Raw genomic sequence first — 18,531 nt, 5'->3', positions numbered from 1 at the left:
TTGGTGAAATTGTATCCACGGTCCACTTCGCGCCAGTGACATTACTCAAGCTAGAACGATTTATTAAGCCCATACTCACACCATCCTTTCTAATGAGATTACTGCAGATACACTCAAAGATGACAGGAATCGCATGCAATCTACAGCCAAGAAATCCCGAAAGACTCAAGCTCCTTCAATGTAATGAATCGAAGCCTTTCACCTCTCAAAGCCGAACCATTCAAGAATTCGCCATAGCCGCATACATCACACTGAAATGCGGGCGTAAAACTGATCAACCCCATATATGCCCGCATATACGCCTCCCCGCAGCGGGAACACACCCTGTCAATCTCGACGGCGACCAACTCCTCCATCAGATCTCTGACAAACTGCGCGACACCGTCATCACTTGCGTTTCTCAACTGGGTCGCACGCGAATGCACGCGCCCAACATCCGCTTCCCCGATCTCCGCGAATGGATATTCATCCAATCGACCATCCATATTCACAATCAAGTCAAAGCCATAGCTTAGGAATGGTTCTCTGCGAACCTCGCCCTCGCATTCCATAACCCATTGGATCAGTGCCTCAACAACACCCCTCGCACCCGAATTATTATTTACGCTCGAAAGACCTGAAATCAGTCTATTCCTCAAAATTCCCGACAAGCGAGCCATTACTCTCCACCCTTTATTGGAAACGTTGTAATCAAGTTTCCCGCCTTATCTGTAAACACTTTGATGACGGAGGTTGGCTGCCCCCCATCCTTCAGTGAAGATATCCCAATCGGCCTTCCAACATCAACAATACGAACGTATTGTCCTCCAGGAATTTCATAGACAGGAGAGCGAACAACAACCGCGCTTTGTAGAACCACCTTGAGCTCATCCGGATTAATACTGAAGATGGATCTATTTCCAGTTGGTGACTTTCCAAAGTGCCCATCTAGAACATGCTGAAAGCCCGCAGAAACCGGAGCCCCTGAGTCGCGCAAAGGCGTTGTTCGTGTCCGTCCGTTGGCCAGATTGACTCGCGAAAGCACTACACCACGCTGAACTGGATTTCCTGGAGCACTGAGACCCCCACCGTCATTGGTTACCTGTAACTTTGGCGGATTGGAATTTTCCGGACGAGAGAAGCCCTTCTCGTACCCAGCCGGCACGGAATTCGTTGTCGACGCCTCATCAGTTGGTCTGAGCGCTCGTGGCCGCGTTACACCAAGACCGCCCGTCTGAGGCAAAAGCCCAGTCCTGTTCACAAATCTCACTGCTCCGATGTTGGCCAAGGCCCCCATCGTCAACGTCAGCGCTCGTCGATTCTCTTCGCTCGCGCCACCCAACGTTGCGGCAATGAACGCGGCACTGGCGATAGCACTTGAAGCTTGAGCGTCATGTACAGCGAAGAAGTTCCTAAGCTGCATTGCTGAGGGAAGCAAGTCTTCGGAACGAGTTATTTCAAGCCCAGACTGCTTCAACGCAGCATCGTACAGGCGCTCGTTTGTCCCTTTGCCACGATAGATTAAATCTTCAAACCACGAATAGTTTGCATCCTTGTATGCCTTCTGGTCAGCCCCCAAACCGACATAGGGTCGCCCATAGGACTGCGACGGGTTGATTCCCTGCAATTCGCCAGGATTCAGAGAACCACTGTTGGCGAGGAACTGCTTCTGTAGCTCCGGAAGGTCTAGCGGACCGTTTTGCAGTTCGTAACGATTGATATAAGTCGCGAGATCTGCGGCTTGAACCTCAGTCAGGGTCTCTCCTGCCAACGCCTTCCGGAGCAACCCCGCACTCATCTGGTCCGCAGCATCAAGCAGAACCAGTTCCAAGGATTCCTGTTTATCCAGCCCCCCCTGCCGCTTGGCCTTCTCGCGGAGATGCACCATCCGAGCATGATCGTCATTGCCAAGGAAATTGTTCTCAACCGAATTCTTGGCAATCCCCGCATCCAACGCAATCCCAGCCAGATCCTGCCCTGACAACCCACTCGCCAGTGCTCCCACCGCCTGCGACAACGCCAGCACCATCTCCTTCTGCTCCGGGCTCAGCCTGGAAGGATCTCCCCCGGTCAACGTATTAGTCAGCACCTTCGCGGCCAACTCGCCGCCAGCCGCAGAGACCGCTCCGGTTCCCGCATTGCCACCATTGGCTTCCGCCAGCAGTGCACCCAATACCGCGTGCGACAGCAATTGCAGAGTCGCATTGGGATCGCTGCCGTGGTTCGAGTCAAGCTTGCTGCCGATGAAGTAAGCGGCATAGGGCGCCAGCGCATTGGACGCGACCTGACCGGCGCCCTGGCCGGCTACGCCCCCTACCACAGCCGTCGTCACTGCGCTCAGGGCACGGCTGTACTCACCGCCATCACCCCACTTCTTCGCATCGTTATAAGCTTGGCTGTTTGCGGTCAGCACCTTATCGCGTTGCGCTGCGCTAAGCGCGTTGAACGCCTTTTTATCATCGGTTGACAGGCCATCGTAGTACGCCTGGGTTGCCTTCTTGCTCTGATAGGCTTGAACGTCCCATGCAATCTGCTGGCTGGCGGCCATCACCGTCCCCGCCGCAGCCGCCATCGCCTGCTGGTCTGCCAGCAGCTTGCTCGCATCCGGCAATGCCTCCAGCGCACGATGCGCTCCACTGGCGTCGGTGTTGATGCCCAGCTCGGCCGCCGACGTCTGCTTGCCACCGATGGTGATGTTGCCCTCGGTCAAGGTGGCAAGGGTGGAGCTGCTGTCGCTGCCCTTCTCCATCATCGGCAGGCCCGGAGCACCTCGCGGTGCGGCCGTTCCCGGCTTGGGCGCCCAGCCATCCATCTGCCCGCCCGCACCACCACTGATGCTGCCGGAGCTGGCCGTGTAGTCCATGTGGTTCTGCAGGTCAGTGAACGTCAGCGAGCCCGCAGTCAGTTCACTGTTGCCCGCATGGGTGCTGGCAATCGCACCGCCCACCAGATTCACGTGGCCGGCATCGACGTGGTAGCCGCCGTTGCCGGCAAACAGGCCGCTCTGCTGGCCGACACCCTGATAGCTGCCGCTGGCCTTGCCTGCGCTCGCATACCCGTCGGCATTCCACGCGGTACCGAACGACACCTGCACGCGGCCACCCACCTGGCTGTTCCTGGACATGCTCTCGGCGATGTCCTGCAGCGACTCGATCGTCAGCGTGCCGCCGGTCTTGACGTCGATGCGATCAGCGGTCGCCGTGGCGCCACGCAGCGTGGTATCGCCCTCGGCCTTCATCGAGATGTTCTTGCCGGTCAGCGTGGTGTTCTGCCAGGTGCTGCTCTCGGCATTGGCCTTGCTGCTGCCAACACTCGCTTCGGCGTACACGTACACGCCGGTCTGCGCCCCTACCGAGACGCCCACGCCGACTTCGGCGCCGGCATTGCTGCTCTTGCTGCGGTCGGCCACATGCGCCTTGCCTGCTTCCAGCAGAATGTCGCCGGCCGAATCCAGGCTGAGGGTGTTGCCTGCACTCAGATTGCCCTGCACCACGTGAATGTCGCCCGTCGTGCTGGTGAGGTTGACGTTGCCGCCGCCCTGGATGGTGGAGCCACGCGACACCCTGCTGCTGCCATCGGCACTGCTGTTGGCGGTCTTGAAGCCGATGCCTGCTTCAGCACGGAACAGTTCGCCACTGCCGCCTCGGCCGGACAGCGCCGAGATCGCACTGGCTGCCTGGTACGCGTTGGCGCCCGCTGCCATGCCCTGCATCTTCTGCAGGCGATCATCGGACTGACGGGCCGCGTCCACGTTGTTGATCAGGTCGATCAACGGCGACTTCACCCGCGCGAACACGCCGATCTTCAGGTCCTTGTCGCTCTGCGAGTAGTGACCACTTTCGTCCGCGGTCAGCAACTCGATCTCGGCGGCGGTGATGTTCACGTCCTTGGCGGCCACCACGTTGCTGGCCGTCTGCGTGTACTTGCCCCCGGCGGTCAGGCTCACGCTGCCGCCCAGGCTGCCGATGCTGCTGGCCACCTGTGACACCTGCGCGCTGTCGTCCTGGTGCTGCTCGCGGTGCCAGCCGGAGAACTTCTCGGTATCCGATATCTGTACCGTGCCGATCGCCTTGCTGTCGGACGTATTGGCGTTGCTGACCGTATCCTGCCCGCTGCGCACCAGCAGATCACCGGCGGCACGGATGCTGACGTCCTTCTCGGCCGCGATGTTGGCTGCGGTCAGGCGGATGCTGCCTTCGGTGGTGGCCATGCGCACGCCGCCGCCGACCGACAACTGCGTGCCGGTGATGGTGTCACTGCTGCCGCTGCCCTGGCTCTGCGAGTTGTTGGTACCGAACGGCAGGCCGCTGGTGTTGTTGGCAAAGCCCCAGCCCTTGCCGCGGCTGCTGCTGTCGCTGCGCTCGGTGTTGTGGGCCACGTCGAACACGATGTCCTGGGTGGCCAGCAGCACAGCGTTGCCCTCGGCCGACATCTGTGTGCCCTGGCTGAGGATCGAGCCGCCGTTGGCAATCAACGTGAGATCGCCGCCTGCAGCCAACTGGCTGACGCGGGCATCACTGGTCGAATGGCTCTGTTCGCTGTTGGTGCGCTGGCTGCCGGCAGTCACCACGGTCGACGTGGTGGCCGCGCGCAGGCCGGAGGCGGCGCCTTCGGCGGTGCGGGTGATCCGCCCCATCGCCGAGCCACTATCGGCCATACCGTCGGTGGTCGAATCGCGGGCGCTGCGGTAGGCCTTGGTCGGGTCGTAGGTCACGCCCACCGAGAAGCCGCTGGACTTGCTGGCCTGACTGGATTGGCTGTCCGTGGTGTCCTGTCGCGCCAGCAGCGCAATGTCCTTGCCCACCAATGTCAGGTTCTCGCCTGCGGCGACGTCCGAGGCTTCGATCGTCAGCGTGTTGCCAGCATTGATCAGCACATTGCCGTCGCGCGAGGCGATCGCCGATCCCACCTGGGTGGTGGACTGCTCGGCGCGGGTGCTGCTGTTCTTCGCGCTGCTGTAGCCGACCGATGCCACGCCGTTGCCGAAGCCTCCGGTAACGCCGGATTTCTTTTTGCTCTCGCTGGACTCACTGCTGTGATGATCTTCGGCAGCAGTGATCAGCACATTGTTACCGGCCCCCAGAATCACGTTGCCGGTGGCATCGACCACCGCACCTACCGCAGTCAGATCGCGGCCAGCCGTGATGTTGATGCGCTCGCCCTGGATCGCCGTGCCGATGGCATAGCTGTCGCTGGCGTCGACGCTGCGCGTGGTGGTGGTACTAGACAGCGCCTTCTTTTTCTTGTCGTAGCTGTCCAGACTGTAGTCGTGCATCTCGTTGGCTGAGAGCAGGTTGACGTCGCGGCCCGCGGCCACGCTTACCGCGCCGTCATTGCTGTCGACCAACGCGGCTGTCAGGTTCACGTCCCGGCCTGCGCTCAGCAGCAGATTGTCCCCGGTCTGCAACGTGCTACCGCGCACCGTCTCATCACGCTGGCTGACCTGCAGCGAGCTGCGCTTGCCCGCGTTCGCAAAATCCCGGCTCTCGCTGTCCACCAGCGCCTGGCTGTTGATGTCCCCACCGGCCTGCAATGCCAGACCGCCCGCCGCCTTGATCTGCGCGGCGGCCAGGTTGATGTCCTTGCCGGCCGCCAGCACCACATCGCCAGCGCCCTGCACCGATGTGGCAGCGTGCGTCGTCCTGCTGCTGCGCTGATGGTTGCGTTCATCGAAGGTGGCGTCGCGGCGTTCCTCCAGCGCAATCGCGCCAACATCCAGAGTGCCGCCTGCGGCCAGCTGGGTCAGGCCGTCGGCGCCGGCGTTGCGGATCTGTGCGGCCTGCAGGCTGATGTCACCACCGGCCACCACCGACAGCATGCCGTCGCCACTGGGATCGGTTACATACAGACCGGCGACCCGATCGATGCGGTTGGTCTCGTACTGGTAGGTGCCACCGCCCTGCTGTGTCTCCACCGTGGAGGCCACCGTGACATTGCCCGCAGCCTTGACCGACAGCGCATCGGTGGCCGTCACGGCGGCACCCACAACACGGATGTCCTTGTCCGACGACAGCCCGACGTACTGGCCGGAAATGCTGCCGCCCAGATGCTCGATGTTGCCGGCATCGATGGTCACCAGCTTGCGCCCGGCGATGTTGCCGGTGTTGACCAGGTCATTGCCCAGTTTGATATCGACATTGGCGCCGGCCAGCAGTGCACCGTTGCCGTCCAGGTCGCCCGGGCGCAGGCGCAGGTAGACCTGCGGCACCAGCGCGGTGGTGGTGCTGCCATCGGCCAGGGTGACGGTCTGCTCGACCAGCCAGACAATGTCACTGGTCAGCTGTGCCATCTGCGCTTCGGTCAGCGCCACGCCGGGGCGAAGGCCCCATTCGCTGGCGACCGTGGCACCGGCCTCCAGCAGCGCGCGGTACTGCGCCTCGTCACTGGCGTAGCCGTCGAGGAAGCGGCGACCGGTCAGCTGGCCGATCTGCTCGCGCACCAGCTTCTGCTCGTAGTACCCATCACCCAGCCGCTTCTGCACGGTATCGGGCGAGTAGCCCATCTGGCCCAGCAGATGGTCCGAACTCAGCCAGGTCTTGTGGTCGGTGAAGCGCGGATCGGTCTCGACCAGATAGTGGCCGCCGTTGGGATTGACGTTGAACAGGCTGGCGCTCGGCGCGCGCGTGTCCGGTGCACCCATCGCGATGCGATCCGGTGATCCTCCACTGGCTGCGACCACGCGCGGCCCGGACGTACCGGTGTTGCCGCTCACGCCGCCGACGCTGCTCCCTTGCTGGGTACTGGCACCATCGGCCGCCTGTGCCAGCGCGCGTTCGGCACCGGTGCCGGCGGACTGGCCCGGCCCCTGCGCACCGCCATGGCCCGGCCCATCCGGCAGCGCCGTGGGCCCCTGCACGTTGAGGTTGGCCATGGCCGAACCGTTCTGCACGTTCGGTGCGTTCCGTCCCTGGTTGAGGTTGCTCAGGTCACCGACGTCGATGCTCAACGAGCCGCCGCTGACAATGCGGCCGCCAATCTTACCGGTCACCTCGGAAATGGCCGGAGCACTCCAGGTCATCACATCCCCGCCGAAGGTGTGGCTGACGTTGGAGAACTGGTGCGTGCGATACAGCGTGGCCGCCAGGTTCTCCACCTTTGCCGCGCCGGTCAGGCCGATGATGTCCAGATCGCCGCCGGCGGCAATGCTGCCGTAGTGGTTGCGCAGATTATCGCTGCGGATGCGCATCGCACCGCCTGACCGGATGACCGCATCGGCACCGACGCTCGGCTGCAACACATCTTCGGTCACGGTGCGCGTGGCCAGGCGATACTGCTCGTTGGCACTGGTGGAGTTGCCGCCCGCAAACTGTGGGCTGGTCAGAATGCGGTCGGGATCGTAGTCCTTGTAGGTCCACAACTGCACGCAGTTGGTCGTACAGGTGCCATACGCTGACGAGTAGGTGAGTTTGTCATCGACGTAGCGGAATGCCGGCGAATCGGGATGCAGGGTGGCCAGCTCGGCAAACGGATCGTCGGCACCAGCGGCAACCTGGTCCGGATTGACCTGGTTGTCCTGGCGGCCGACGTAGTACATCACCACCGTGCCGTCCTGCACGTTCAGCCGCGCACGCTCACCCAGCGCGGCATACAGCCCACCGCGCCCGAAGAAGTAGGCACTGGTCTGCGCGGTCAGTCGTACCACCGCACGGTGCACGGTGAAGCCATCCGGCGTGATATGCGGCGTGTCTTCCAGGATATCGGTCGGATTGAGGTAGTACACCTCGTGCGCCGAATAGTGACTGGTGCTGCGAATGTCCTCGGTGCCATTCTTGCCGTTGCGCCACCAGGCGGGTCGATCCATGCGCACCGGAGCGTTCACGGTGGTGGTCTGTGTGATGACCACGTTCTCGCGGATGTTGTTGACCACCTGCGCATCGATGGACAGGTTGCCGGTGACATCGATGACCGAGCTGATGTTGTCGATCCGCCCGGCAATGCCGCTGGCGATGCGATCGGCACTCAGCGTGCCGCCGATGGCAGCATCACCGCCGCTGTAGATCAGGCCCTTGCCGGTGTTCTGCAGCTCGCGCACGCCCAGGTCCAGGCGCTCGCGTGCAGCCACGGTGCCGACGCGGGTGGCACCACCGGCCTCTTCGGCGCGATTCTTCAGCACGCCGGTGGAGATCGCCACGCGATCACCATAGATGCGCCCGGTGCCAAGATTGTCGATTTCGCCGGCCTCCAGGTGGGTCAGCGCGCCATCGATCAGGCCCCGGTTGGTCAGCTGGCCACGGGCATTGAGGTGGGTCGTGCCCTGGCTGGAGATCTCACCCGAGGCCGCATTGGTGATGTTCTGGGCGTTGAGGTCGAGGTTGCCACCGCGCACCACACCCTGGTTGTCGAGGTCGCCGGACAGGTTCAGCGACAGCGTGCCGTTGGCGATCCATTCGCCACGTTGGCGCATGCCCTGCTGCAGGGTGAGGCCGAGGTCACGCTGCGCATGCACCTGGCCGTCTTCGCTGAGCGCACGTGCGACCAGGGTCTGGCTGCCATCGGCGCGCAGCAGGCCGCCGCTGTTGGCGACGTTGTCCGCCTGGCTGTCCAGGTTGCCGCCGGTGCTGATCACGCCGCCGGTGTTCTGCAGCTGGCCGTTGATCTGCAGCCGCGCACCGCCATCAGTGACGACCTGGCCCTGGCTGTTGTCCAGCCACTGTGCACCGAACTGCAGCTGGCCCGCCTGCAGGCCACGCGTGCCGTCGCCGCCACGGGTGTTGCGGTTGTCCACGCTGGCGGCCGTGAGGGTCAGCAGCTGGCCGGCCGCGATCGCGCCGTCGGCGTTGTCCAGGTGCCCGTCCAGGGTCAGGTCGAGGTTGCGCCCGGCCTGCACGCGACCACTGGCATTGGCCAGGCTCGCCGCCTGCAGCGACAGTTTCGCGGCGCTGGCAAGTGTTCCACCGGAACTGTTGTCGACGCGGGCCAGCAGCAAGCGCGCATCGCCTTGTGCATTGACTGCGCCGCCACGGTTGTCCAGCGCGCCACCATCCAGCTGCAGCTTCCCGGCCGCCAGCAATCCACCGCTGCCGGCCGTGAAACGGTTGTCGATGTCCTGCCCGGCCGTGTTGATGGCCAGGTCGGCCGCCGACTGCACGCGACCGCCCTGGTTGTCCATCGCGCCACTGCGAACGCTCAGCGCGCCCTTCTGCGTGCCCAGCGTGCCGGCGCGGTTGTCCAACCGCTGGCCGCGGGTATCGATGTCCAGCTGGCCGCCCAGCAGCGTGCCGCGCTGGTTGAGCAGGCCGTTGCCCTGCAACTGCAGCCGTTCGCCGGCCTGCATCGCGCCGTCGCTGTTGTCTACGCCTGCCGCCGTGGTCGCGCTCAGGTCCTTGCCAGCGACCAGGGTGCCGTGGCGGTTGTCGAGACTGTCGGCGCCCAGGGTCATCGTGCCGGTACTGGACAGCAGCCCCTGCTCGCCATTGTCGAGGCGACCGTCAACGCCCAGCACCAGCGCGCTGCCGCCCGCATGCACGGTGCCGCCCTGGTTGCCGAGGCTGGCCGCGGTGACCGTGCCGGCACCGCCGAGCAGGATGCGGCCCTTCTGGTTGTCCAGCGCCTGGCCGATCGCCAGCGTGGAGTGGCCCGCGCCTGCACCCTGCAGCGTGCCCTGTGCATTGATCAGCTGCTGCGCGGTGACAGCCAGCGCGCCATTGCTGGCCAGCGATCCACCGCGATTGTCCAGCACACCCTGTACGCGCAGGCGCAGCGCGTCTTCACCGGTTGCGGTGAGCGTGCCACCGGCGGTGGTCAGGGTATCGGCGGTGATGTCGACGCGGCGCGCCGAGGTGGTTGCCGCGGTCAGATCGAGGTTGGCGCCGTCCAGCGCGAAGCTGCCATTGCTGAGCACGCTGCCGCCGTTGCCCAGCAGGGTCTTCGCCGAGACCTGCAGCTGGCCGCTCCCCGCGTGCTGGATCCTGCCTGCACGGTTGTCCAGCACCTGTGCCAGCAGGGCCAGGTCGCCATTGCTGGCCAGCGTGCCACCGGCATTGCCCAGCGTCGTGGCCTTGATGCGACTGGCGCCTTCGCCGCTGGCGATGATGCGGCCACCGGCGTTGTCGAGCGTGGTGGCCTCAAGGTCGAGGCGATCGGCGCCCAGTGTCGCGTCACGATGATCCACGTCGCCAGCACGCAGGGTCAGCGTGGCCGAGGAGACCAGCGTGCCCTTGCTGCCGTCCAGGCGGCCGGTGGTGATGTCCAGGCCCTGGTTGCCGGCCTGGCGGATGCTGCCGCCACTGTTGTCCAGCCGTGCGGAAGTGACCGTCAGGCGATTGGCATTGCTGGCGATCGTGCCTTCGTGGTTGTCCAGCGCAGCGACGATCTGCAGCGTGCTGTCAGCCGTTCCGGCACCGCTGAGCGTGCCCTTGCGGTTGATCAGTTCACCGGCCTGAACATCCAGCGCGCCGTTGCCGGCGATCGTGCCGCCGCTGTTGTCCAATGCCTGCGCCACACGCACTAGCAGCGCCTCGCTGCCAGTCGCACTGAGGCTGCCGCCGGCATTGTCCAGGCGCTGCGCATCGATGGCGGTGCGCTCGGCCTGGGTAACGCTGCCGGCGCCGAGCACAAGCTCGCCCCCTTCCAGCGTCAGCGACGACTGGCTGAGGATCCGGCCCGCCGCGCCCTGCAGGCTGTCGGCCCGGATCTGCAAGGTGCCTCTGCCCGCGTGTTCGATCGCGCCGCCGCGGTTGTCCAGGCGCGCTGCCTGCAGCTGCACATCACCGGTACCGGCCAATCGGCCACCGTTGCTGTTGTCCAGCAGCTCGCGGACCTGCACCTGCAATGCAGCGCTGCCTGCGGCCAGTACCTTGCCACCCTGGTTGACCAGGCTGTCGGCCTGAAGCTGCACCTGGCCATTGCCGGATATCGCGCCGCCGCTGTTATCCAGCGTGCCGCGCACCGTCAGCGCCACACCCTGCGTGCCGGCCGACTGCAGCGTGCCCTTCTGGTTGTCGATGCGACCGGCGTCGATGCGCAGGCCTCCGTTGCCGACGATCTGGCCGCCCTGATTGTCGAACGCATGGCGCACGTCCAGCGCCAGCGCCGAGACACCCTGCGAGACGATCTGGCCCTGGCGGTTGCGCAGTGCCCCGGCGTGGATCTGCACGCTCTGCGCCGATGTCGTACCACCACTCACGTCCAACTCCCCGCCGGACAGCACCAGCGCGCCGTTGCTGAGCAGGCGCCCTTCGCTGCCACGCAACGTATCGGCCTGCACGCTCAGGGTGCCGGTGCCAGCCTGCTGAACCAGGCCGTTGCTGTTGTCCAGCGTGGTCGCGACCAGTGCCAGATCGCCGTTGCCGGCCAACGTGCCGCGGGCACTGTTGTCCAGCGTCGTGGCCTTCACCGAACTGGCCCCGCTACCCAGCGACAGCAGGCTGCCGCCCCGGTTGTCCAGCGTCGCGGCCAGGATCTCGAACCCGGCCGCACTGAGCGAACCGTTGCGCAGATCGGCGTTGCCGGCCGACCATTGCAGGCGGCCCAGGGTACTCAGTCGCCCACCGCTGCCGGCCCAGTCGCCCGTACCCAACGCGAGACCATCGCCACCGGCATGTTCGATACGGCCACCGGCATTGCCGACCTGGCCTGCGCGCAAGGCCAGCTGCGTGGCATTGGTGGCCAGCAGACCACCGTCGTTGTTGAACAGGCCCTGCACCGTCCACGACGATGCCGCTTTGCCGGCGTGGCGCAGTTCACCACCGCGGTTGTCGAGCGACTGCGCATCCAGCCACAGGTCGCCGGCCACGCTCAGCGCACCCTTCTGGTTCGACAACAGGCCCACCTGCAACGCGGCATCGCCATGCACCTGCAGCATGCCGCCGTCATTGCGCAGCTCACCCCCGGCCTGCAGCGCGCTCACTCCCAGGCGACCGCCGCTGTTGTCGAGACCGTTGCGTGCGACCAGTGACACCGTGCCGCCGTTGCTGATGCTGCCGCCGTCGTTGTCCAGCGTACCGGCGATGGCGATCAGGCCCTCGGCCAGGGGCAGCTCCGGCGACGTCGGCGTACCCGCCGAGCCGCCATTGCCGCCTCCGGTTCCCGGCGTTCCCGGCGTGCCGGTTCCCGGTGTTCCACCGCCATTGCCGGGCGACGTGCCGCTGCCAGCGCTGCTCCCGTTACCACCTGACGCTACGGCATCCAGTGCACCCAACAGGCCATTGCTACGGTTGCTGGCTGCGTCGGCCTTGAGCGCCAGCGCTTGCGCGCCGGTCTGTTCAATGGCGCCGCCATGGTTGCGCAACCCGTGCGCCTCCACCTGCAGGCGCTGTGCATTGAGCGTGCCGCCGCTGTTGTCCAGCGTGCCACCGGCGGTGATCGCAACTTCGCGCTTGGCCGCGATGGTGCCGCCATTGGCAAGATCGCCACTGGCCTGCACGCGCATGTTCTGCCGCGACTGCAGGGCGCCGGTGTTTTCCAGCCGGCCATCCACCGTCACCACCAGCTCGCCGGCCTGTGCGCCAATGCTGCCGGCATTGCGCACGCCCACGCCGTGCTCGTTGCCGACCAGCCAGATCTTGTTGGCGAACATGCCGCCCAGCGCGCCAACGTCCAGCGCGAAGGCCGGTGCCTCGCCGCTGGCCGCGGTCGCGCTGGCCTGGCTGTGGTCGGCACTGACTACGTTGTTGCCCAGCGTCGCCTGCAGCTGGTTGGCCCAGATGCCGGCGTTGACCTGCAACGAACGGGTGATCAGGTCGGTGTAATCGGCACGGCTGGTGTCCAGGCCATCGCCATCGATCTGGATCGCGCCACCGGTGACCCGATAGCCCTCAAGTGCGCCTGCACCCGTGAACATCGGCGTGCCGGTGGTCAGGGTCACCCGGCTGGCATTGAGGAAACCGCCGCCATTGACCTGGATCCCGGCCGGGTTGGCAATGATCACTTCGGCGCGCTGCCCGGCCACTTCCACATAGCCGTTGAGCCGGCTGGCCGGACCATTCACTTCATTGAGGATGACCCGTGCACTGCCGGTGGCGAGCCACGGGTTGCCCTGCACCCAGCCGCCCAGCTGCGTCTGCACCTGGCCGCGGGCGTTGTTGAGGATGACGCCATCGCGGCCCACGTCGAACTGCGAATAGCGGTTGCGCGACACACCCGCCGCCGACGGCGTGGTGATGTTCACCATCGGCACGCCATTGGGTGCGGTCACCATCGTCGGCCGTTCACGGCCCGGCGCATTCGGATCGGAAATGATGCGCGCATCGGACTGCGCCAGCGCAGGCGTTCCCAGGCTGACCCAGCCCAGTGAGCACATCAGTGCGAAACCCAGCGGCGACAGCGCGACGCTCTGCCGGCCCGGCACATGGCCGACCAGGCCACCGCCGCCCTTCACCAGCTCCGAAGCCACCTGCCAGACGCGCAGCGCGCGGTTGAAAACCAGACGATAGATAGTGTTCATGTCACGTGTCCTTGTGGCGGATCAGTAGCGCCAGGCCAGGCTGAAGCCGAATGTGGTGTAGTCGGCGGGGAAATGGGCGGGTTTGTGCAGCGCCGAACCCACGAAGCCATCCCAGGAAAGCTGCTGCCAGCCGCCGCGCAGGCCCAGTGCCATGCCGGCCAGGTCATGGCCGGACTGCCACTGCGCGGATGGGCCGCCAATGCGGCCGTAGTCGGCAGCCACGTAGAACTCCTGGCCGCCCCCGATACCGAGCGAAAGATCGTTGCGCAGCGACCAGCCACGCTCGCCACTGAGCGAACTTTCACCGTCGAAACCGCGCACGGTATAGCGGCCACCGATGGCGAAGCGATCCTGTGGCGAGAGCGGTGTGCGGTTCCACTGCGCCCGCCATGCGGCGGTGTAGCGCAGGCGCTGCCTGCCCAGCTGGAACGGCACGCTGAACTGCGCGTCGGCGGTGATCAGCTTCATCCGCGAGGTGCCTTCCAGCGGCAACGTCGGGTCCCACAACTGCGCCATCTCTTCCGGCGAACGCAGTGCGTGGAAGGCGCCCGTGCCACGCCGGTAGGCCACGCTGGCATCGAGCGTGGCAGTGCCGATGAACTGCTTGTGGGTCAGGCCCAGTTCCCAGCCAGCGGTGCGGCGGCGCTGCACTTCGATCTCGGTATCGTCGATGTAGTTCTTCGACTCGCGCTGCCAGCCGCGTGCGTAGGCACTGAACTTGACCTTGGCATTGCGCAGCAGCAGCCGGTCCACCCGCGCTTCGGCGTTGCGGCTGCGGCCGCTGTACTCATAGCGTTCAAAGGCGCCGACCACGTTCTGGCTGTAGTCGTAGGCGCTGGCAGTAGCACCGAACAGCCAGTAGCCGTAGGGCACGTCGTAGTGCGCGGTCCAGCTGTCGGTGTCCTTGCCGCGGCCGTTGAACACGCCACGGCCCGCACTGACGTAGAACAGCTCGTTCAGGCCCAGCGGATTGTCCAGCGACAGCGTCGCGTTGGCCTGCAGCTTGCCGGTGCCGCGGCTGCCGGCATCGTCCAGGGTGACGCTGGCGCGCACCGGCGAGCGCTGCGTCCAGTCGATCTGCAGGTCGCTCTGGCCCGGCGCCGCGCCCTCGCCGTCGGCCGGCGCGATCTTGATGTCGGCGCTGACGGTGGGCACGCGCTGCAGGTTCTCCAGGCCCTGCTCGATGTCACGCAGGTTGAGCAGGCCGCCGCTGCGGATCGGCAGTGCATTGGCGAGGACCGGATGCCGTCCCTGCGGATCGGAGAACACGGCCTCGCGGAACCGGCCCGGCACCACCGACAACGCCAGCGTGCCCTGGTTGAGGTCCTGCGGTGCCGACAGCACGCGCGTGGTGACATAGCCACGGGCGATGATCGCGTTCTGCACACGCTTCATCACCACGTTGATGCCTTCGGTTCCCAGGCAACGGCCAGTGGCCGGATCGTCCGTCGGGTCGGCCGCCGCCAGTGCCCAGCCGAAGCGCTGGCTGCCTTCGCCTTCCAGCACGATGCGATCGATGCGTACGCACGGGTGCTCCCGCGCCGGCAGGCGGTCGCCCTCCTTCTGCGCGTCCCGCTCCAGGCGGACGTCGGGGCGTTGTTCCTGCTGCTCGCGCAGCACGCGTTCGCGCTCCTGCTGCCGCAGCAGTTCCTGCGCGGCGGGATCACCGGCCTGCTGGGCGGTCGCCGGCCATGCGGCAACGGCGAGCATCAATGACCAACCACGATGGAGCCTCGGCCCCGGGTGCTTCTTCCCTGTTTCCACGCTACGTTCCATTCGAAATCGTTCTGCCAGCGCCCGCGGTGCCAGCCGCGGTGCTGCAGGAACGTGAACCGAGGCTGCGCCACCATGGACAGCCACGGCATCGCGCGACAGGCGCAATGCCGGAGTACAGATCGGCCGGCGCGGGAGTTTCTGAAGGATGAATTTCCGGAGGGCGCGCGTCAGCCCGGTGCAAAGGCTCGCGGCAAAGCGCTGGCAGGTTGCGGAACGAGCGTTCGCCTCGTGCCTGCAAAGCGGCGCATGCTGCTGCACGACAGCCGTGCAGCGAAGTGCAGCCGCGAAGTATGCGGTGCACGGCCCACGCCCGCAAAGCGATTCCGTTCAGCCGCACACGCCCTGCGCGCGGGTCACGCTACAGTCGGCGCATGACCATCGTCCTACAGATTGAAGGCGCCGCCATCGATGACATCGCCAGCCTGTACGCGGAGATCAACCGCGTGTTCATGGCTGGCGAGGCGTGGCAGCTCGGGCCGAGCCCTTTCCGTGCCGTACCGGCCTGCCACCGGTGGCGGCAGCCCTGCGCCCCAGCAGTTACCATGGACGGCCCTGTACGCGCTCCGCTGCCGCTGCCCTCCGGCGCGGCCGGATGCCCTGATCCACGAGTCCCATGTCCAAAGACAAGTCCGCCGAACATACCCCGCTGATGAAGCAGTTCTTCGCAGCCAAGTCCGAGTACCCGGACCTGCTGCTGTTCTTCCGCATGGGCGACTTCTACGAGCTGTTCTACGACGATGCGCGCAAGGCCGCGCGCCTGCTCGACATCACCCTGACCCAGCGTGGCAGCTCCGGCGGCGCACCGATTCCGATGGCCGGCGTGCCGGTGCATGCCTACGAGGGCTACCTGGCAAGGCTGGTGGCGCTGGGCGAGTCAGTGGCGATCTGCGAGCAGATCGGTGACCCGGCGCTGGCCAAGGGCCTGGTCGAACGCAAGGTGGTGCGCATCGTCACCCCCGGAACCGTCACCGACGAAGCGCTGCTGGACGAGCGCCGTGACACCCTGCTGATGGCGCTGTCGCGCACGAAGCAGGGCTACGGCCTGGCCTGGGCCGACCTGGCCGGTGGCCGCTTCCTGGTCAACGAAGTGGAAACCGACGACGCCCTGGAAGCCGAACTGGCCCGACTGGAGCCGGCCGAGCTGCTGGTGCCCGACGAAGAAAACTGGCCGGAATTCCTGCGCCAGCGCACCGGCGTGCGCCGTCGCGCCCCCTGGTTGTTCGACGCCGACAGCGGCCGCCGCCAGCTGCTGAACTTCTTCAAGCTGCATGACCTGAGCGGCTTCGGCATCGATGACAAGCCGCGCGCGACCGCTGCCGCAGGTGCCCTGCTCGGCTATGTCGAGGAGACCCAGAAGCAGCGCCTGCCGCACCTGACCTCGATCGCGATGGAAACCGCTGGCGAGGCGATCGCGATGAACGCCGCCACCCGTCGCCACCTGGAACTGGACACGCGCGTCGACGGCGATACCCGTAATACCCTGCTGGGCGTGCTCGACAGCACGGTGACGCCGATGGGCGGCCGCCTGCTGCGGCGCTGGCTGCACCGCCCACTGCGCCTGCGCGAGGTTCTGGTACAGCGTCACCATGCGGTGGAAACCCTGATCGACCGCGGCAGCGACGCCGATATCCGCGAACAGTTCCGCCGCCTGGGCGACCTGGAACGCATCCTCACCCGCGTCGCGCTGCGCTCGGCGCGCCCGCGCGATTTCTCCACCCTGCGCGATGGCCTGGGCTTGCTGCCCGCCGTGCGCGAGGTGCTGGCGCCGCTGGATTCGCCGCGCCTGCAGGCCCTGCACGCCGCGCTGGGCGAGCATGACGCGTGCGCGCAGCTGCTGGCCAGCGCCATTGCCGAAATGCCGCCACTGAAGCTGAGCGACGGCGGCGTGCTGGCCGACGGCTTCGATGAAGAGCTGGACGAGCTGCGCCGCCTGTCCACCCATGCTGACCAGTTCCTGGTCGATCTGGAACAGCGCGAACGCGAAAGCAGCGGCATTCCCACCCTGAAGGTGGGCTACAACCGCGTGCATGGCTACTACATCGAGATCAGCAAGGGCCAGTCCGACCGTGCGCCGGTGCACTACACCCGCCGCCAGACGCTGACCAATGCCGAGCGCTACATCACCGAAGAACTGAAGGCGTTCGAAGACAAGGTGCTGTCCGCGCGCGACCGTTCGTTGTCGCGCGAGAAATACCTGTACGAGCAGCTGCTGGACACCCTCGGCGAACAGCTGGAACCGTTGAAGCAGTGCGCCGCTGCGCTGAGCGAACTGGACGTGCTGGCCGCCTTCGCCGAGCGCGCGCAGGCGCTGGACTGGTCGCGGCCGGAACTGGAAACGGCACCGTGCCTGAAGATCGAGCGTGGCCGCCATCCGGTGGTCGAAGCGGTGCGTGAGCAGCCGTTCGAACCGAACGACCTGGACCTGCATCCCGACCGTCGCATGCTGGTCATCACCGGCCCGAACATGGGCGGTAAATCGACCTACATGCGGCAGAACGCGCTGATCGTGCTGCTGGCCCATATCGGCAGTTTCGTGCCGGCCAGCCGCGCGGTGATCGGCCCGATCGACCGCATCCTGACCCGCATCGGCGCCGGTGACGACCTCGCCCGCGGGCAGTCGACCTTCATGGTCGAGATGGCCGAGACCAGCTACATCCTGCATCACGCCACCGCCCATTCGCTGGTGCTGATGGACGAGATCGGCCGCGGCACCTCTACCTACGACGGCCTGGCGCTGGCCGATGCGGTCGCACGTCACCTGGCCTACCAGAACCGCTGCTATACGCTGTTCGCGACCCACTACTTCGAGCTGACCGCGCTGGCCGACGAACAACACGAGGGCGGCCGCAGCGGCATTGCCAACGTGCACCTGGATGCAGTCGAGCACGGTGAAGCGCTGGTGTTCATGCACGCGGTGAAGGATGGCCCGGCCAACCGCAGCTTCGGCCTGCAGGTGGCGGCACTGGCCGGCCTGCCGCGGGCTACTGTGGCGCAGGCGCGTCGCCGCCTGGCCGAGCTGGAACAGCGCGGCGGTGAAAGCCACGCGGCCGAACTGGCACCGCAGGCACTGGATGCACCGCAGCAGTTCGGCCTGTTCAGCGCGCCGTCCAGCAAGGCGCAGGAAGCGCTGGCGGCGATCGACCCGGACGAGTTGACGCCGAAGCAGGCGCTTGAGGCGCTGTACCGGTTGAAGACGCTGCTGTAACCGCGCCCGCTGGCAGGCCTGGGCCGAGCGCGGGCAGGGCTCTACAACTCACGCCCTGCCTGTAGAGCCGAGCCCATGCTCGGCTCCACAACGACCCCGTCGCGCTCTGTCTGTAGAGCCGGGCCCATGCTCGGCTGCCTTCGCATTCCCGTAGTGCACGCAGCGTTATGCTCGGGCCGTCCTTCCT

The 18,531-nt window shown here is 65.8% G+C and carries 4 protein-coding genes and 1 pseudogene; 2 read left to right on the top strand and 3 right to left on the bottom strand.

Annotated elements, in window-relative coordinates; genetic code table 11:
- Positions 1-140: 140 nt before the first annotated feature.
- From ACSDHM_RS04460 to ACSDHM_RS04450, 3 genes are read right to left on the bottom strand one after another with little or no spacing between them, the layout of a single operon-like run.
- A complete protein-coding gene (locus ACSDHM_RS04460; RefSeq protein WP_143592499.1) occupies positions 141-659 on the bottom strand; it encodes a hypothetical protein in 519 nt (172 codons plus the stop codon).
- A complete protein-coding gene (locus ACSDHM_RS04455) occupies positions 659-13,363 on the bottom strand; it encodes a hemagglutinin repeat-containing protein (RefSeq protein WP_439426689.1) in 12,705 nt (4,234 codons plus the stop codon). Before ACSDHM_RS04455 ends, ACSDHM_RS04460 begins: the two co-directional genes overlap by 1 nt.
- A 21-nt stretch (positions 13,364-13,384) precedes the next feature.
- Positions 13,385-15,073 carry a ShlB/FhaC/HecB family hemolysin secretion/activation protein gene (locus tag ACSDHM_RS04450; RefSeq protein ID WP_439426688.1) on the bottom strand — a complete coding sequence of 563 codons (1,689 nt, stop codon included), beginning with the start codon at positions 15,071-15,073 and terminating at the stop codon, positions 13,385-13,387.
- Positions 15,074-15,510: 437 nt separating this feature from the next.
- Here ACSDHM_RS04450 and ACSDHM_RS04445 point away from each other — a divergent pair.
- Together ACSDHM_RS04445 and mutS are read left to right on the top strand one after the other, a co-directional pair.
- Positions 15,511-15,621 (top strand): annotated as a pseudogene (locus ACSDHM_RS04445) (ribonuclease inhibitor); the annotation flags it as partial.
- 131 nt (positions 15,622-15,752) lie between these two features.
- The gene (gene mutS / locus ACSDHM_RS04440) at positions 15,753-18,344 is read left to right on the top strand and encodes a DNA mismatch repair protein MutS (protein WP_072166879.1); all 2,592 of its coding nucleotides are present in this window, start codon (positions 15,753-15,755) and stop codon (positions 18,342-18,344) included.
- Positions 18,345-18,531 lie beyond the last annotated feature (187 nt).

The sequence above is a fragment of the Stenotrophomonas sp. T8 genome (assembly GCF_051853085.1).
GTDB classification, from domain to species: domain Bacteria; phylum Pseudomonadota; class Gammaproteobacteria; order Xanthomonadales; family Xanthomonadaceae; genus Stenotrophomonas; species Stenotrophomonas sepilia.
Note: the sequence above shows the minus strand (reverse complement) of the source record. Positions and strands in the feature narration are given on the sequence as shown.

Bases quoted from the DNA above. Each gene is read 5' to 3' on its own strand.
- ACSDHM_RS04450 (WP_439426688.1), bottom strand. From the start codon at position 15,073: ATGCTCGCCGTTGCCGCATGGCCGGCGACCGCCCAGCAGGCCGGTGAT.
- ACSDHM_RS04460 (WP_143592499.1), bottom strand. From the start codon at position 659: ATGGCTCGCTTGTCGGGAATTTTGAGGAATAGACTGATTTCAGGTCTT.
- mutS (WP_072166879.1), top strand. From the start codon at position 15,753: ATGTCCAAAGACAAGTCCGCCGAACATACCCCGCTGATGAAGCAGTTC.
- ACSDHM_RS04455 (WP_439426689.1), bottom strand. From the start codon at position 13,363: ATGAACACTATCTATCGTCTGGTTTTCAACCGCGCGCTGCGCGTCTGG.